Raw genomic sequence first — 15,312 nt, 5'->3', positions numbered from 1 at the left:
ACCGTCAGGATCGCAACGAAAAACGCGATCCTATGCAAATTTCAGAGCGGCTGGACAACCAAACGCTGGCAGATTTTACGTAGAAACGCGGACTTCAAAACGGTGCATGTGTTTTCACACAGCCTGGACCCATAGCTGCCTTTCAGTATCAACTGATTTGGCCGATTGTTGCCTGGTGCCAAGGGTAAAAAAGCCCGCTCAATGGCGGGCTTCGGAATCGGCTTTTCCTATAGCGCGTGGCCCAAACTCTTGCGGAGTTCGACCTCCAGTTTTCGACAAACTTCTGCGATAACGTTTTTCCCGACTGCCGGCCCGGAGTAGCTGTTTACTTCCTCGCGGCATCGTTCGGCGGCCTCTCGGACCTGCGTTATTTCCTTGTCTTGCGATGTGTTGCTGACGTAAAAGCCGAAAGCCAGGCACAACGTGATGGCGATAATGATTCCGATGACGATCTTGCTGTCCAGGCCGATTCTCTTTTCTGACGGTAGTGGCCATCCCGGTGGGATGCGTATTTTTTGCCCGAGGTCAGATTTGCAGTGTTTGCAGATGATGGCTTCAGCCATGATGACTTCCGCGCAATATGGGCAACTCTTTTTTCCAGCCTCCACAGATGAAACTCCTTTTTCAAAACAGGATTCTATCATTGGGCCTGAGGGGCGTTGAGGGAAGCGTCGCTGTTTTCCACTAAGAGATCTTCTGGGCTCGCAATGTAACGCCAGCCTGAATCGCTCCCAATCTGTCTGGCAAAACAAAATCCGATATTGAATGAGTGCTTCTGGCCGATTGCTGCCCGTCACGAGGGGCAGCAGTCGACCCATAGCTGTCGTTCACCAGCGGAAAACTGCTCCGCAACGGACTTCTGAAAATAGCTCGGCGGAGAAATCAAAAACCTTCATCAGATCGTCGAGGTTTCAAGCGTATCGGCTTCATTGAACAGTTCGCGCATCACCACCACGAACGCTTCAGCCGGGCGGGATGGGTTCTGGGTTTGCGACGAGGCGATCACGACTCGTTGCGGTGGGATGCTAGCGTCAAATGGGCGACACACGATGGGTCGCCCGTCATAGCTCAAGTCTCCAGCGGGTCGAGTGACGAGAATCGACACTCCGTGCCCATGTGCCACGAGTGAGCGCACCATTTCCACCGAGCGCAACTCCATAATGACATTGGGCTCTACACCGCCCGAGCGGAACAGTGACAGGAAATAGTCGCGACTGTGAGGCAGGTCTAGAAGGATGAAGGGCTCGGTTTGCAAATCCTGAATACACAAGCTGGCTTTTGCTGTCAGATGATGCCCTTCGGGCAGCAGCACATAAGGTGATTGCAGTCCCACCGCCTGTAGCTTGACCTTACGAGCCAGGTTCATGTCATAGATCAGCGCTAAATCAAGGGTGCCGCGCTCCACCCGTTCGATCAGTTCCTCGGTGTCACCTTCGACAATGGCGACTCGTACCTCAGGAAAACGCTGCTTGAAGCGCTCGACCATGGTGGGGACATGTCGCGCGCCCAACGTTGCAAAGCAACCCACCGAAAGGTCCCCCACCACGCTATCAGTCTCCTTGGCAGAGAGCTGCGCGGCACTTTGCAGTAGCTGCCTTGCTTGCTGATAACGGCGGGTTCCGGCGGAGCTGAGTTCGATCCCTTTCCCTGGAATCCTCACGAACAAGCGCTCATCCCATAAGGCTTCCAACTCCGCAATCGCGTTTGATATCGAGGGTTGGGACACACTCAGCGACTTCGCCGCATTGACAGTACTTCGACATTGGGCCGCTGCTACAAAATATTCGATTTGCCGAAGGCTGAAGTGAATCATTATTTTTAATTCGCTGTATCAACAGTGCATATTTTTAATTATATACCCCGCCGCTTAACCTCAGTCCATCCACAGCCTGTGTCCTTCCAAAAAACGCGCTGATCTGGCGCAGATGCTGCTCTAACAATATCGAGGATTCGCCCATGGCTCGTTCAACTGCGCCTGTTGCACCGAGGTCGGTAATTGAAACCCGCTCCATCGATTACATACCGGAAAACGAGCGCCATGGCAGCGCATTCGGTCAGTTCACACTGTGGCTGGGTGTGAACCTGAACATCACGGCCATCGTCACCGGGGCTTTGGCGGTGGTGCTGGGAGGCGATGTATTCTGGTCGTTGATTGGCCTTCTGATAGGCCAAGTACTTGGCAGCATCGTCATGGGCCTACAAGCCGCCCAGGGGCCGGCGATTGGCCTGCCACAGATGATCCGCAGTCGCGTGCAGTTCGGTGTCTATGGTGCGGTCATTCCGCTTGTACTGGTGAGTTTGTTGTACGTGGGGTTCTCGGCGGGCGGCACGTTGCTGGCCGGTCAATCGGTGGCGAAAGTGCTATCGATCGCGGACTGGCAGGGCATCATTCTGTTCGGCCTGGTAACCCTGTTGTTGGCGACCCTTGGGTATCGCACCATCCACTCCATCGCCAAAGTAGCCAGCGTGGTGGGCGTCGTTGCCTTTATCTACATGTTCGGTGCGTTGCTGGCCCGGCACGATATCCATGCGCTGCTCGACAATCGTCACTTCGTCGCTGCCAACTTCGTGTTTTCGATCTCGTTGGCAGCCGCCTGGCAGATTTCGTATGGGCCATACGTAGCGGACTACTCCCGATATTTGCCCAGTCAGACGTCCAAGTTGAAGATCTTTCTGGCTGCATCGCTGGGCACAGTACTGGGATCACAGGCCGCCATGACCTTCGGTGTGTTTGCCGCAGCCCTCGCCGGAACCGCCTTCTCGGGCCATGAGGTAGAGTTTGTCGTCAGCCTGGGCTCGACGGGTGTGTTGGCCACGATCCTGTATCTGGTGGTCGGCTTCGGCAAGATCACCATGATGACCCTCAACGCTTACAGCAGCTACATGTCCAGCGCGACCATTGTCAGCGCGTTCTGCGGCGTCAGCAAAGTGTCTCTGGCCCATCGCTTCATCTATGTGCTGGGAATGGTGTCCGTTGCAGTGCTGATTGCCCTGGCCGGTTCCCACAGCTTTATCAGTGCGTTTTCTTCCTTCCTCATTTTTCTCCTGGCGTTCATCACCCCCTGGAGCGCTATCAGCCTGGCCGACGTGTTCTTCGTCAACGGCACGCGCTATGACCTGGCAGCTCTCAATGATCCCGCTGGCCGCTATGGCCGTTGGAACTGGCCGGTTATTGCCACCTACTGCTGTGGGGTGCTGATGGAGTTGCCGTTCATTTCCAGCGGTTTCTACACCGGACCGGTCGCCCGTGCGCTGAACTATGCAGATGTTTCCTGGGTGGTCGGCCTGCTGGGTACCGGAATGCTTTATTGCCTGGTCAGTCGGCGAATGGCCGCCAGGGTGCCACCGTCCCTGACGCCTGCTCTCGACAGCAAAGCCTAACTGGATTGCCAATCCAATCAGCCTTCACTCCACTCTCAGGTAGTCTTTTCATGACATCGGATGAATCCCGCTTCGCACTCGAAAACTTGCCCGGCGACCCATACGCAATGCTGTTGCACTGCGCGAACCGCTGGCCGGACAAGGAGGCGCTCGTATTTGACTCCATACCTCAGCGGCTGACCTTCAGCCAATGGTTGCTTGCTTCCCAGACACTGGCCTGTGCCTTGCGGCGGCGCGGGATTCAACCCGGCAGCTCGGTGGCATTGTGGGCGGAAAACAGAATCGAATGGCCAATCGCGCAGGTCGCCATCGCTGCCATTGGTGCGGTGCTGGTGCCGGTTAATACGCACTTTCGCGAGGACGACCTCCTGCATGTGCTGGACCACAGTCAGTCGGTGGCGATCTTGCTTTCCGCGCGCTTTCGCTCCAGTGACTATCTGTCCATGACACTGGACACTCGTAACCGGTTACCCCTTCTGCGCGACGTGATTTGCTTCGACGGACCTGAGCTTCACGCTGAGAATTGCTGGAGTTACACAGCACTGATGAGCGAAGGACCGCAGCTGCCATTTCAGGCGTGGCCCTGGTCGCCTCGCGAGCTGGCCAGCATCCAGTACACCTCCGGCACCACAGGGCGGCCAAAGGGCGCTGAACTGTGCTTCGAAGGCATGTTGATGAATGCACGAGGCACCGTTGCGCGGCTGGCCGTTACCGCCGAGGATCGCTGGACTTCCATCATTCCGCTATTCCACTGCGCGGGCTGCATTATGAATGTGCTCTCAGCGCTGGCCGCAGGGGCTACGTATGTGGGGGTCAGTGCCTTCGATGCCGAGCGAATGTTGCACCTCGTGGAGGCCGAGCGCTGTACGCTGCTGACGGGCGTTCCCACCTCTTATCTGGCCATGCTGGAGCACCCGCGACGAACACAGTACGACCTTGGCTCGTTGCGGGCGGGTACTTGCGGTGGTGCCGATTGCGACCCAGCTTTGCTCGAACGCTGCGCGTCTGCGTTCCCGATTCCAGGCCTGGTGCAGGTGTACGGCCAGACCGAAGCCAGCACCCTTATCGCTTTAGACAGTTGCGAGAGTGCGCAGCGATTCACCACCGCCGGCATGCCATTGCCAGGCATGCAGGTGCGCGTGTGTGATCCGGACAACGGCCAGGTGCTGGCCTGCGGTGAGACCGGGCAGGTTCAGGTGCGCGGGCCCATGGTGATGCTCGGTTATCATCGTGACCCGCTGGAGACTGCTCGTTGTATCGACCTCGATGGCTGGATGCAGACGGGGGATCTCGGACGCGTTACCGCCGATGGCCGAGTGGAACTTGTGGGAGGACGGTTACGCGACATGATCATCCGCGGTGGCGAGAACATCTACCCGGTGGAGGTGGAGAACCTGCTACGCGGCCACCCGGCGATCACCGAAATCGCTGTATTTGCCATGCCGGATCCTTTCTACGGCGAAGTGGTCGCCGCGGCGGTCGAGTTGGGTGGGGCGCTCTCCGCTGCGCAGGTGAAGCAAGCGTGTGCCGGAAAAATCGCTGGGTTCAAGCATCCATCCAGGGTGTTCAAGGTCTGCCAATGGCCCATGACGTCCAGTGGAAAAATACTCAAGCGCGAGCTGAAAGCCCAAGCCATGGCGATGCAGCTGGAGGAATTGCCATGAGCACACCGATCATCGGCCACCGGCATCACTGCGCATTCGTACCAGGGCTTCAACAGACGGCTGCCGCCATCGGTAATGCCGGGGTGCAGGTGGTATCTACGCCGGCACTTATTGCTCTGCTGGAGGAAACGGCGGGCAGTGGCGTTCAGGCTTTCTGCGTTCCGGGATGGGGCACGGTTGGCACTAAAGTGGATATTGCGCATTTGAGCCCGGCCTGGCCGGGCATTGAGGTCCAGTGCGAAGCCGTGCTGGAGTCGACCAAGGGCCGCACGTTGAGTTTCGCGGTGAGCGCGAGCCAACAAGGGCGGTTAGTGATGCGCGGCCATCACGAACGAGTGAGGGTCGACCTCAACCGCTTCTCCATACCGCAACCGATCAGCGCGGGCGAGCCAATTGAGTTTTTTTTCGATTTTCACAGTCCATGGTGTTACCTGGCTATGCCGCGCTTGCGAGAAATCGCCGCTGCCCATGGTCGAGCGATTCATTGGCGGCCTATGCACTTGGCTAACCTGATCGATCACATCGGGGGGCGGCGACCACTGGAAGCATCGCCAGCATTTGTGCGGTGGTTTCAGCAGGATTTGCAGGATTGGGCTCGACTGAGACGCTTGACGCTAAGCTACCACCCTCAGTTTCCATTGCGGCCTTCCCGAGCTTTGCGTTGCAGCTTGTATGCAATCGAGAAGGGAAAGGGCGTGGAGTTCATCTTCAACGTGATGCGAGCTTACTGGAGTGAAAACCGGGATATCAGCGACCTGGAGATCCTCGGCGATCTGGCGATTGCAGCAGGCCTGGACCGAAGTGCAACTATTCAAGCTGCTTCCGATGAGCGATTCAAACTGGCACTGGAGGCTAACAACGATCAAGCCGTGCAGGTAGGCGTTTTCGGTGCTCCGACCTTCATCGCCGATTCGAAGCTGTTCTGGGGCAATGATCGGCTGGAAATGATGGGAGATTATCTAGCCCAGAGTAACGGTCAGAACAATTAGTCCCTGGCGATGGAGGAGCGTTGAATCAGGCTTAAAGAGTGAGAAGGTTTCTGTATTGCTTCATTTGACGAACCGCTCCTCAATTCATACCCGGGAGCAAGTCGACTGACTGCTTATGGCCGATTGCTGCCTGTCGCGACGGGTAGGCACGGGAAATTTCAGAACCATCCAGTTCAGTCGAGTGGCAGCGAGATGGTTAATTTCGTTCCCTTGTCCGGTGCGCTGTCGATCGTGAATTCCCCGCCCAGCATGCTGATGCGTTCTTTCATTCCCACCAGCCCGAACGAGTTCGATTTTTTGCGATCGGTCATGCCGACGCCATTGTCCTTGATCTGCAGGTAAAGCCGGCGACCCTCCCTGGAGAGCTCGATATGCACCTGTGTCGCTTGCGCGTGACGGGCGATATTCGACAGCGATTCCTGGACGATGCGGAACAGTGTGGTGGCGGACTTTTCATGCAGGTCGCAGCGAAAGTTTTCGTCTTTTGCCGACATCGTGCAATCGATCGCGCTGCGCTGCCGGAACTCTTCAAGTTGCCATTCGATCGCTGCCTGCAAGCCCAGGTCGAGTACCGGCGGGCGAAGATCATTGATGATACTGCGGACACTGCGGATGGCAGTATCGAGGTGATTCAGGGCATCGCTGACCTTTTCGTTGAGCCTGGGATGCCGGGTAACGGTACGCGCCTGCAGCATGGAGACATCGATGCGCAACGCCAGCAGACTCTGTCCCAGCTCGTCATGGATGTCGCGGGCGATGCGCTTTCGCTCTTCTTCCTTGATGTGCTCCTGATAGGAGGCCAGTTCGCGCAGCTGCCGCTTCGATTGCAGCAATTCTTCGGTCTGCATCGTCAGTTTGCGCTGCAGGTAGAACAGGTCGACAAACACCTGGATCTTGGCGCGAAGCACCTCGGCCACGATCGGCGAGAAGATGTAATCCACGGCCCCGGACGTATACCCGCGAAAACGCTCGGAATCCGTGTCGGCCTCCGCCGTGACGAAGATAATGGGCGTGTGGGCCGACTTCGGGCGGCCGTGAATGAGTGAGGCGGTTTCAAAACCGTCCATCACCGGCATTTTCACGTCGAGCAGGATCACCGCGAAGTCACGCTGCAGCAGCAGACGCAGCGCCTCGCGTCCGGACGTCGCCGTGGCAATGTCCAGGCCCATGTCGGCAATCACCGCAGCGAGCGCCGTGAGCTTGGCGGGATTGTCATCGACCAGCAACACCGACGCTGGCACGCCATCAGGCGGGAGCGGGTGCCGCGCCTGGGCGCTCTCATTGAATACCGGGGGTTCCTGCTGCATATTTTTTTGCCGTTTCGTCATCGATAGAGCCATTTGCGCATCAGTGACAGCAGCTGGTCGGTATCCACCGGCTTGCTGACATAGTCCGAGGCGCCTGCCTCGATGCACTTTTCACGGTCACCCATCATCGCCTTGGCCGTCAGCGCAATCATGGGCAGGGTTTCAAATCGCTTGAACGTACGGATCTGGCGCATGGTTTCAAAGCCATCCATCTCCGGCATCATGATGTCCATCAGCACGATGTCGGTGTCGGGCTGCTGCTGCAGCAGTTCGATGGCGGTTCGACCGTTCTCGGCCGTGGCCACCTGCATTTTGTAGCGTTCCAGCACGCTGGTCAGGGCAAAGATATTGCGCACGTCATCGTCGACCACCAGGGCCGTTTTACCTTCGAGACTGTCCGAACCTTCATAGAGTTTTTCCAGCATCCTGCGCTGGGTCGGCGGCAGCCTGTCGATGACGCGGTGTAGAAACAGTGCAGTTTCGTCGAGTATGCGCTCGGGTGACTGAACCGCCTTGATGACGCCTTTGCCGAGCAATGTCCTGAAGCGCTCCTGTTGGGCCTTGGTCAGTGTCTCTGCGCCATAGACGACAATCGGCAACTCACGCATGGCGGGGTCTTGCAGCAACACCTCGAGAAATTTGAGGCCGGATGCGTCGGGCAGTTCGAGATTGATTGCCAGGCAGTCGCAGCGTTTTTTTGCCAGTTTCTTCAAGGCTGACGCGCCGCTGGCGGTCGTTTCGATCTTCACGTCGGAGTTGCCGAGCAGATCGAGGATGCGCGCGCGGCTGCCGTCGTCGCCATCGATGAGCAGCAGGTTCCTGCTCTTGCGTCGGGCGAACTTCACGATGCCGACCAGCGCATTTTCGATCTCGTCGGCGGTGACTGGCTTGAGCAGACAGTCGAAAGCGCCATAGCGCAGCCCGCGTGTGTGGTCGTCAGCGCTCGAGATGATCTGGACCGGGATGTGCCGCGTGGCGAAATTGCGCTTCAACTGCTCGAGCAGCGCCCAGCCATCGATGTCCGTCAGGCCCGGGTCCAGCGTGATCGCGACGGGTTTGAAGCGCTCGACAAGCGCCTGCGCCTGCGCGCCACGGGTCGTGACGATAGCCTTGAACCCCTTCTGGTGCGCGGCTTCGAGCAGAATGCCGGCGAATCGGGCGTCGCCCTCGAGCATCAGCAGCACCTGGTCCCGGGGTTGGACAGACTCGCGGTCGTCCAGTATCTGTGCCGACGGGCTCGAGACGAGGTCGCGCCTGACTTGGCCGGGTACTGCCTCTGTCGTCGATTCGTCCAGCGTCTGATGCTGGGCATCCTCGATACGCAAGGGCACGTACAGCGCGAACGTACTGCCCTTGCCGATCTCACCGGAAAGCAGCCGCAGCTCGCCGCCCAGCCGGTGTGCGAGCTCGCGGCTGATCGACAGGCCGAGGCCGGTGCCGCCGTATTTTCGTGAAGTGCCGGTATCGGCTTGCTGGAACGCTTCGAAGATGAGCTTCTGCTTGCTGGCAGATACGCCAATGCCGGTATCGGTGACCACGAAGGCGATGACTGCATCGGCACGATTGAGCTCGCTGTTGTCCACGCTCCACCCGGACACCGCAGGTTCGATGCGGATCTTCACGCTGCCTTGCTCAGTGAACTTGAAGGCGTTGGACAGCAGGTTCTTGACCACCTGCAGCAGGCGTTTTTCGTCGGTCCGGATGACGGGGGGCAGGGCAGGCGCCAGTTCAATCGTGAAGGTCAGGCCACGGCTTTCGGCGACCGGCCGGAAGGTCCGTTCGATCTGCTCGTGCAGGTCGGCGAACCGCGCTTCATTGAGGTCCAGTGTGACCGTGCCCGACTCGATCTTGGACAGATAGAGAATCTCGTCGATCAGCTCCAGCAGGTCTTTACCCGCGCTACGGATGGTCTTGGCATATTCGACCTGCCTGGGCGTGAGATTGTGTTCCGCGTTGTCGCTGAGCTGCCGGGCGAGGATCAGCAAGCTGTTCAAGGGCGTTCTGAGCTCGTGGGACATGCTGGAGAGGAATTCGGACTTGTACTTCGAGGTCAGCGTCAGCTGCTCCGCCTTCTCCTCCAGGGAGAGCTTGGTGATTTCGACTTCGCGGTTCTTGCGTTCGACTTCGGCTTTCTGCTCCGCCAGCAGTCCAGCCTTGTCCCCCAGTTCTTCGTTGGTCTGGCGCAATTCCTCTTGTTGCTTTTGCAGTTCCTGAGCCAGCGATTGCGACTGCTTGAGCAGTTCCTCGGTGCGCATATTGGCTTCGATCGTGTTGAGCACGATACCGATCGACTCGGCAAGCTGATCGAGGAAGGTCTGATGAATGATGCTGAAGCGCGTGAACGAAGCCATTTCGACGACGGCCTTGACCTTGTTCTCGAACAGGATCGGCAACACGATGATATTCAGCGGGGCGGCCGCACCCAGTCCGGATGAAATCGCCACGTAATCGGCGGGTACATCGGTCAGCAGGATGCGCCGCTTCTCGTAGGCGCATTGCCCGACCAGGCCTTCGCCGAGCCGCCACTCATCGTTCACATTGATGTTGCCCTTGTACGCATAAGCGGACAGCAGGATGAGTTTCGCAGGATCGGGCGGGCTCTCGTTCATCATGTAGAACACACCGTGCTGGGCGTTGATCAGCGGCGCCAGTTCAGACAGCACCATCTTGGAGACCGCCGCCAGATCGCGCTGGCCCTGCAGCAGGCGGTTGAACTTCGCGAGATTGCTCTTGAGCCAGTCCTGCTCGGCGTTTTGCCGCGTGGTTTCGCGCAGGTTGCGGATCATCTCGTTGACGTTGTCCTTCAGTTCCGCCACTTCGCCCTTTGCTTCCACCTCCACGTAGCGAGTCAGGTCGCCCTTGGTCACGGCCGTCGCCACGTCGGCGATTGCGCGCACCTGGTTGGTCAGGTTGGCCGCCAGACCGTTCACGTTGTCGGTCAGGTCGCGCCAGGTGCCGGCAGCACCCGGCACGTTCGCCTGGCCCCCCAGCTTGCCCTCGACGCCCACTTCACGCGCCACCGAGGTCACCTGATCGGAGAACAGCGCCAGCGTATCGGTCATGCCGTTGATGGTGTCGGCCAGTTCGGCGATTTCGCCCTTGGCTTCCAGGGTCAGTTTCTTCTTCATGTCACCGTTGGCGACGGCGGTCACCACTTTGGCGATGCCGCGCACCTGGCTGGTCAGGTTGGCCGCCATGAAGTTCACGTTTTCGGTCAGGTCCCTCCAGGTGCCGGACACGCCTTGCACCTGAGCCTGTCCGCCGAGCTTGCCTTCGGTGCCGACTTCGCGCGCCACCCGCGTCACTTCGGCGGCAAAGCTGTTGAGCTGGTCGACCATGGTGTTGATGGTGTTTTTCAGCTCCATGATTTCGCCCTTGGCTTCCACGGTAATCTTGCGCCCCAGGTCGCCTTTGGCCACCGCCGTGGTCACGTCGGCGATGTTGCGCACCTGATTGGTCAGGTTGGCCGCCATGCTGTTGACCGAGTCGGTCAGGTCTTTCCAGGTGCCACCGACGCCCGTCACCCTGGCCTGGCCGCCGAGCTTGCCGTCGGTCCCCACTTCGCGAGCCATGCGCGTCACTTCGTCGGCGAAGGTCGAGAGCTGGTCGACCATGGTGTTGATGGTTTCCTTGAGTTGCAGAATTTCACCTCGCGCTTCGGCGGTGATCTTGCGTGACAGGTCACCGTTGGCCACCGCCGTGGTCACGTCGGCAATGTTGCGCACTTGGGTGGTCAGGTTGGCCGCCATGCCGTTGACCGAGTTGGTCAAGTCCTTCCAGGTGCCGGACACGCCGGTGACTTCGGCCTGTCCGCCGAGTTTGCCTTCGGTACCGACTTCCAGCGCGACGCGTGTCACCTCCGAGGCGAAGCTGGAGAGCTGGTCGACCATCGTGTTGATGGTGTTTTTCAGTTCGAGAATCTCGCCCTTGGCTTCAACGGTGATTTTCTTGCCGAGGTCGCCGCGCGCCACCGCCGTCGTCACCTGTGCGAGGTTGCGCACCTGGGTCGTCAGGTTGGCCGCCATGCCGTTGACCGATTCGGTCAGGTCGCGCCAGGTGCCTGATACGCCGCGCACTTCCGCCTGACCGCCCAACTTGCCTTCGGTACCGACTTCCAGCGCCACGCGGGTCACCTCCGCCGCAAAACTCGAGAGCTGGCCGACCATGGTGTTGATGGTGTTTTTCAGCTCGAGAATCTCACCCCTGACTTCGACGGTAATCGTCTTGCCCAGGTCGCCCTTGGCCACCGCGGTCGTCACGTAAGCGATGTTGCGCATCTGGGTGGTCAGGTTGGCGGCCATGTCGTTGACGGAGTCGGTCAGGTCCTTCCAGGTGCCGGACACGCCTTTGACATTGGCCTGGCCACCGAGAATCCCTTCAGTGCCGACTTCGCGCGCCACGCGGGTGACCTCGGAAGCGAAGGAGCCCAGGCGAGTCACCATGGTATTGACGATTTTGGCGGATTTGAGGAACTGGCCCCGCAGTCTCAGGCCGTCGAGCACCGGTGGTACCTGCTGGCTCAGATTACCCTCGGCAACCGAACCGATGACCCGAATCATCTCGGTCATCGGGCTGATGAGGTCGCTGGTGAGTGCGTTGCTCGAGTTGACGATCTTTTGCCATGAGCCTTTCATCATCGGCAATTGGATACGCTCATCGACCATGCCCTGCTTGCCGATCAGTCGCGCCACGCGTTCGAATTCGGTGGCGGTGTCGGCCGCCATGTCGAAGATCTCGTTGAGCGTGTCGGCGATCTTGCCCGGCATGCCGGTCCAGTCCTGCGGCATGCGCGTGGTGAAATCACCATTGCGCAACGCCTTCAGCGCTGCCAGCAAGGTCTTCATGTCGAAAGCTTCGGTCGGTGTCGTCACTGTGGCCATGTCGATGTCCAGTCAGGATGGATGCCACGCGCAAGGCGTCATGCAGGAGCCGGCATTGCAGTATTGACCATGCCGAGTACCGAACGTTGGCTTACGAAATACTAGCAAGGTTGGCGCAATGCCCCGGATTCCGGGGAAATTGGCCGGGAGCAGGCCGTTGCGACAAAGGTGCAAGCGTGCTCTGCGCCTGCTAACGTGGGCATGCACAAGTGCGCCAGGGCCCTGCGGGTGCGAATGGGAAATACCGATGATTGACCACAAAATCAGAGTCTTGCTGGTGGATGATCACAGCATCGTGCGCAGCGGCGTGCGCCGCATGCTGGAGACTGCCGGCGAGATCGACGTGACGGGTGAGGCCGAGACGGCACAGGACGCAATGCTCCTGGTCAGGGAGCAGGATTTCGACGTGGCGCTGGTCGATATCCAGCTTCCCGACAAGTCCGGCCTCGAACTCCTCAAGCTCATGCGAGCGCACAAGCCCAAGCTGGCGATTCTGATGTTGAGCATGCATTCGGTCGAGGCCTATGCGTTACGCGCAATCAAGCAGGGCGCAGCGGGCTACCTGACCAAGGACATTTCCGCAGCGACCCTGGTGGCGGCGGTGCGCAAGGTGGCCTCGGGCGGCAAGCACGTCAGTCCCGAGCTTGCGGAGAAACTGGTCAACGCAATCGGCGGAGGCGACGCGGCCCCCCACGAAGCGCTATCGGACCGGGAGCTTGAAGTACTGAAGCTCCTCGCTTCGGGTGAGAGGATCGTGCGCATCGCGCAGATATTGCACTTGAGCCCGAGTACCGTCACGACGTACCGGGCACGTATCCTGGAAAAAACAGGGATGGACAGCAATGCGAAACTGGCCCGTTATGCACTCGAAAACGGCCTGTTGACTTAAACATTCTTCACTCTCTGCGGTAAGCGTGTAGTGGAATCACTACAAGCGCCTGGCCGATAACGCCACAAGTAAGTCCTGCTAACGTCGATAGCGCTGGCCGTTGCAATCAAGCATATTTACCCCTCGGTTTAAATCATGCAGTTCGCCAACACTGATGTTGAATCAGGGTTCTAACTGAAGGGAGCCATGATGATAGGTTATTGGTTATGCGCATTGCTGTGGGGCGTAGTGCTGCTGGAAGAGATCCAGCGCATGCCCCTTCAGGAATGGAAAGACGAGGGTTTGAAAAAGGTTCTGCTGTTGCGCCGGACCAGGAACCGGACCGGCTACTTCATGGCGTTGATCGCGGGCGCGATGTGCCTCTACAGCGAAATCCTGGTGACACCGGCCGATCAGAACATTCTCAGTCCGGAGCTGATACTTGCCGTAGGCGGGTTGCTATGGGGCGTTTATCTTTCGGTAGTCTGCATGAAGGGCAAGCGATAGTCGCCGGTCTGCATGTCGACTGGGGGATAGCTGAACGTCCTTGTTCAAGCTCAAGCTGACTTCACCATCCAGCCAGGGCGGCGTTTCCTGTAGTCCTGGTGCCGTGGCCCATGCGCGCTTCGGTGTCTCGGTCCTTGGCCCAGGCGGTGAGCAGTACCATCGCGCCAAATCCACCGACGATGAGTACCGGATAGGCTGCCAGCAACTCGACCAGCGAGTACTTCCAGGCCAGCGGACGACCGACACCAAGCATGGCGGCATAGAACCACGACACGCCAGAGAGTGCGCCGGAGAACAGCGCGAGCATGCGCAGGCTGAAGGAAAGTTTGAGTAACGAACCGGCTTTTTTCAGTGCCGGCAATACCGCGCTATGCAGCAGGTAGCCGTTAAAGGTCAACAGCACAACGATGCCGATTTTTGCTTGCAGTTTTGGATTGAGGAAATATTCCATCCCTTTGTCGGCATAATCGATTCCGACAATACCAATGCCGGTAATCCAAAGGGCTACAAGTGCGAGCACTACGGTTTTTTGCAGGCTTTCCATGTGCGCGTCATCGTGGTGACCCGACACATCCCCTTTAAGGAGTTGTTTGACCATTGCAACGTCACTGGTCAATACAAGCCCGATTGCCACACAGCAGGCGATAAGATGGAAATATACAACGCCCAAACGCGTATATTCCACGGTGGACGCAGAGAACATACTTAGATCCATGGTTACCTCTTGGCTTCAATAGTGAATCAACGTGGCTGTCGATACGGCTTTATTGGAAGTTGCCGTTGCTGACTGCCATTTAGATCCAGCAATTGTTATCAATTAATCTTGCGGCATTTACGCCATCAAGATAATGGTGGGTTTCGCGAATGAACTTTCAGTCATTCGATCATGTCCATTTTTCAGGTAACAAAAAACATCATCCGCACTGAGTGCCTATGAGGTTTAACTTCCGCTTCTGGGGTGGGCGGCGAGGCCCGGAGTTCGATCGACTGGTTGATCAGGCAATGCTGGTTGGGTCGGCGGTGCTGCCACCCCATTCGAGGAAACGGATCTTGTGGACTTCGCCCTCGCTGTCTTCGTAGACCAGGGTCACCGGTACCACGCCGGTCTTGTCGGATGTATCGGTGCGCTGCAGCACCCGTTTCACATCGATGTCCATTCCGTAGTGGTATTCAACGGCTGAGATATGCGCGCCGGGTTCCATCAGGCTGTTCTGGTCGAAGACGCTGGGTGCGAGACTGGAAATTACTGCACTGACAATCGTGGTCATGCTCATAAGACTGTACCTCCACTGCGTTTGCTTGACATGGACTTAATGTGACACGTCGTTAAAGTGAAGTTCACTTGACAACGACGAACGTGCCCTCCTGAAAAGCCTGTAGTGGCTGTAAACTCCCGGCAATTCCCCGCGCTTGACGCCTCTTGACCATTCGTCCTTTAACCCCCGTATTTGTTGGTCAAAGTCCCTTTTTGGAAGAGGTCATGACATGTCATGACGGATTTTTACCTAGGAAGAAGTGTCAGGTACTGGACGATTTCTGACAGTGAAGAAGGACCCGGATCGATCACTTCAGCACTCAGACAATGCAATCGGCAGCACCCGATGGCGCTCGCAAACCACATCACCAATGCGGTGCTCCAAGAGCGCGTGCGGATGCAATCAATCGCATGGGACTGCGGTTGCAGGGTGACGCCTATCACCATGCCGGGTTACTCGA

Annotated in this window: 11 protein-coding genes; 5 read left to right on the top strand and 6 right to left on the bottom strand. The window is 58.2% G+C overall.

Features of this window, described 5'->3' with window-relative positions; genetic code table 11:
- Nucleotides 1–227: 227 nt before the first annotated feature.
- Together EI969_RS26155 and EI969_RS26150 are read right to left on the bottom strand one after the other, a co-directional pair.
- The gene (locus EI969_RS26155; RefSeq protein WP_178120835.1) at nt 228–563 is read right to left on the bottom strand and encodes a hypothetical protein; all 336 of its coding nucleotides are present in this window, start codon (nt 561–563) and stop codon (nt 228–230) included.
- A 332-nt stretch (nt 564–895) separates the two neighbouring features.
- Nucleotides 896–1,813 carry a LysR family transcriptional regulator gene (locus tag EI969_RS26150; RefSeq protein WP_160390301.1) on the bottom strand — a complete coding sequence of 306 codons (918 nt, stop codon included), beginning with the start codon at nt 1,811–1,813 and terminating at the stop codon, nt 896–898.
- A 143-nt stretch (nt 1,814–1,956) separates the two neighbouring features.
- Here EI969_RS26150 and EI969_RS26145 point away from each other — a divergent pair, with 143 nt between their 5' ends.
- The 3 genes from EI969_RS26145 to EI969_RS26135 are packed head-to-tail and all read left to right on the top strand — an operon-like array spanning nt 1,957 to nt 6,034.
- Entirely contained in the window at nt 1,957–3,381 is a 1,425-nt protein-coding gene (locus tag EI969_RS26145) for a cytosine permease (protein ID WP_160390300.1), read from the top strand.
- A gap of 50 nt (nt 3,382–3,431) precedes the next feature.
- The gene (locus tag EI969_RS26140) at nt 3,432–5,045 is read left to right on the top strand and encodes a class I adenylate-forming enzyme family protein (protein WP_160390299.1); all 1,614 of its coding nucleotides are present in this window, start codon (nt 3,432–3,434) and stop codon (nt 5,043–5,045) included.
- Entirely contained in the window at nt 5,042–6,034 is a 993-nt protein-coding gene (locus EI969_RS26135; protein WP_160390298.1) for a DsbA family protein, read from the top strand. The genes EI969_RS26140 and EI969_RS26135 overlap by 4 nt, the downstream gene beginning before the upstream one ends.
- A 173-nt stretch (nt 6,035–6,207) precedes the next feature.
- Here the strand turns inward: EI969_RS26135 and EI969_RS26130 are convergent, their stop codons facing one another.
- Nucleotides 6,208–7,341, bottom strand: a complete 1,134-nt coding sequence (locus EI969_RS26130) for a response regulator (protein WP_160390297.1) — start codon at nt 7,339–7,341, stop codon at nt 6,208–6,210.
- A 17-nt stretch (nt 7,342–7,358) separates the two neighbouring features.
- A complete protein-coding gene (locus EI969_RS26125; RefSeq protein ID WP_160390296.1) occupies nt 7,359–12,221 on the bottom strand; it encodes a HAMP domain-containing protein in 4,863 nt (1,620 codons plus the stop codon).
- A 247-nt stretch (nt 12,222–12,468) separates the two neighbouring features.
- Here EI969_RS26125 and EI969_RS26120 point away from each other — a divergent pair, with 247 nt between their 5' ends.
- Entirely contained in the window at nt 12,469–13,110 is a 642-nt protein-coding gene (locus EI969_RS26120; protein ID WP_160390295.1) for a response regulator transcription factor, read from the top strand.
- 186 nt (nt 13,111–13,296) lie between these two features.
- Complete coding sequence (locus EI969_RS26115; RefSeq protein WP_160390294.1) at nt 13,297–13,596, top strand: hypothetical protein; 300 nt, start codon at nt 13,297–13,299, stop codon at nt 13,594–13,596.
- A gap of 61 nt (nt 13,597–13,657) precedes the next feature.
- Here EI969_RS26115 and EI969_RS26110 read toward each other — a convergent pair whose 3' ends face one another.
- On the bottom strand, nt 13,658–14,311 hold the full coding sequence (locus EI969_RS26110; protein ID WP_160390293.1) for a hypothetical protein: 654 nt from the start codon (nt 14,309–14,311) through the stop codon (nt 13,658–13,660).
- 280 nt (nt 14,312–14,591) lie between these two features.
- Nucleotides 14,592–14,870 (bottom strand): DUF2790 domain-containing protein, encoded by a 279-nt coding sequence (locus EI969_RS26105; RefSeq protein ID WP_160390292.1) that lies wholly within the window; start codon nt 14,868–14,870, stop codon nt 14,592–14,594.
- Nucleotides 14,871–15,312 lie beyond the last annotated feature (442 nt).

Origin of the sequence: Pseudomonas sp. PB101, assembly GCF_009764265.1 — a bacterium.
In the GTDB taxonomy this organism is placed as follows: Bacteria; Pseudomonadota; Gammaproteobacteria; order Pseudomonadales; family Pseudomonadaceae; genus Aquipseudomonas.
The sequence above is the reverse complement of the archived record's forward strand: the minus strand, read 5'-3'. Positions and strand labels throughout refer to the sequence as shown.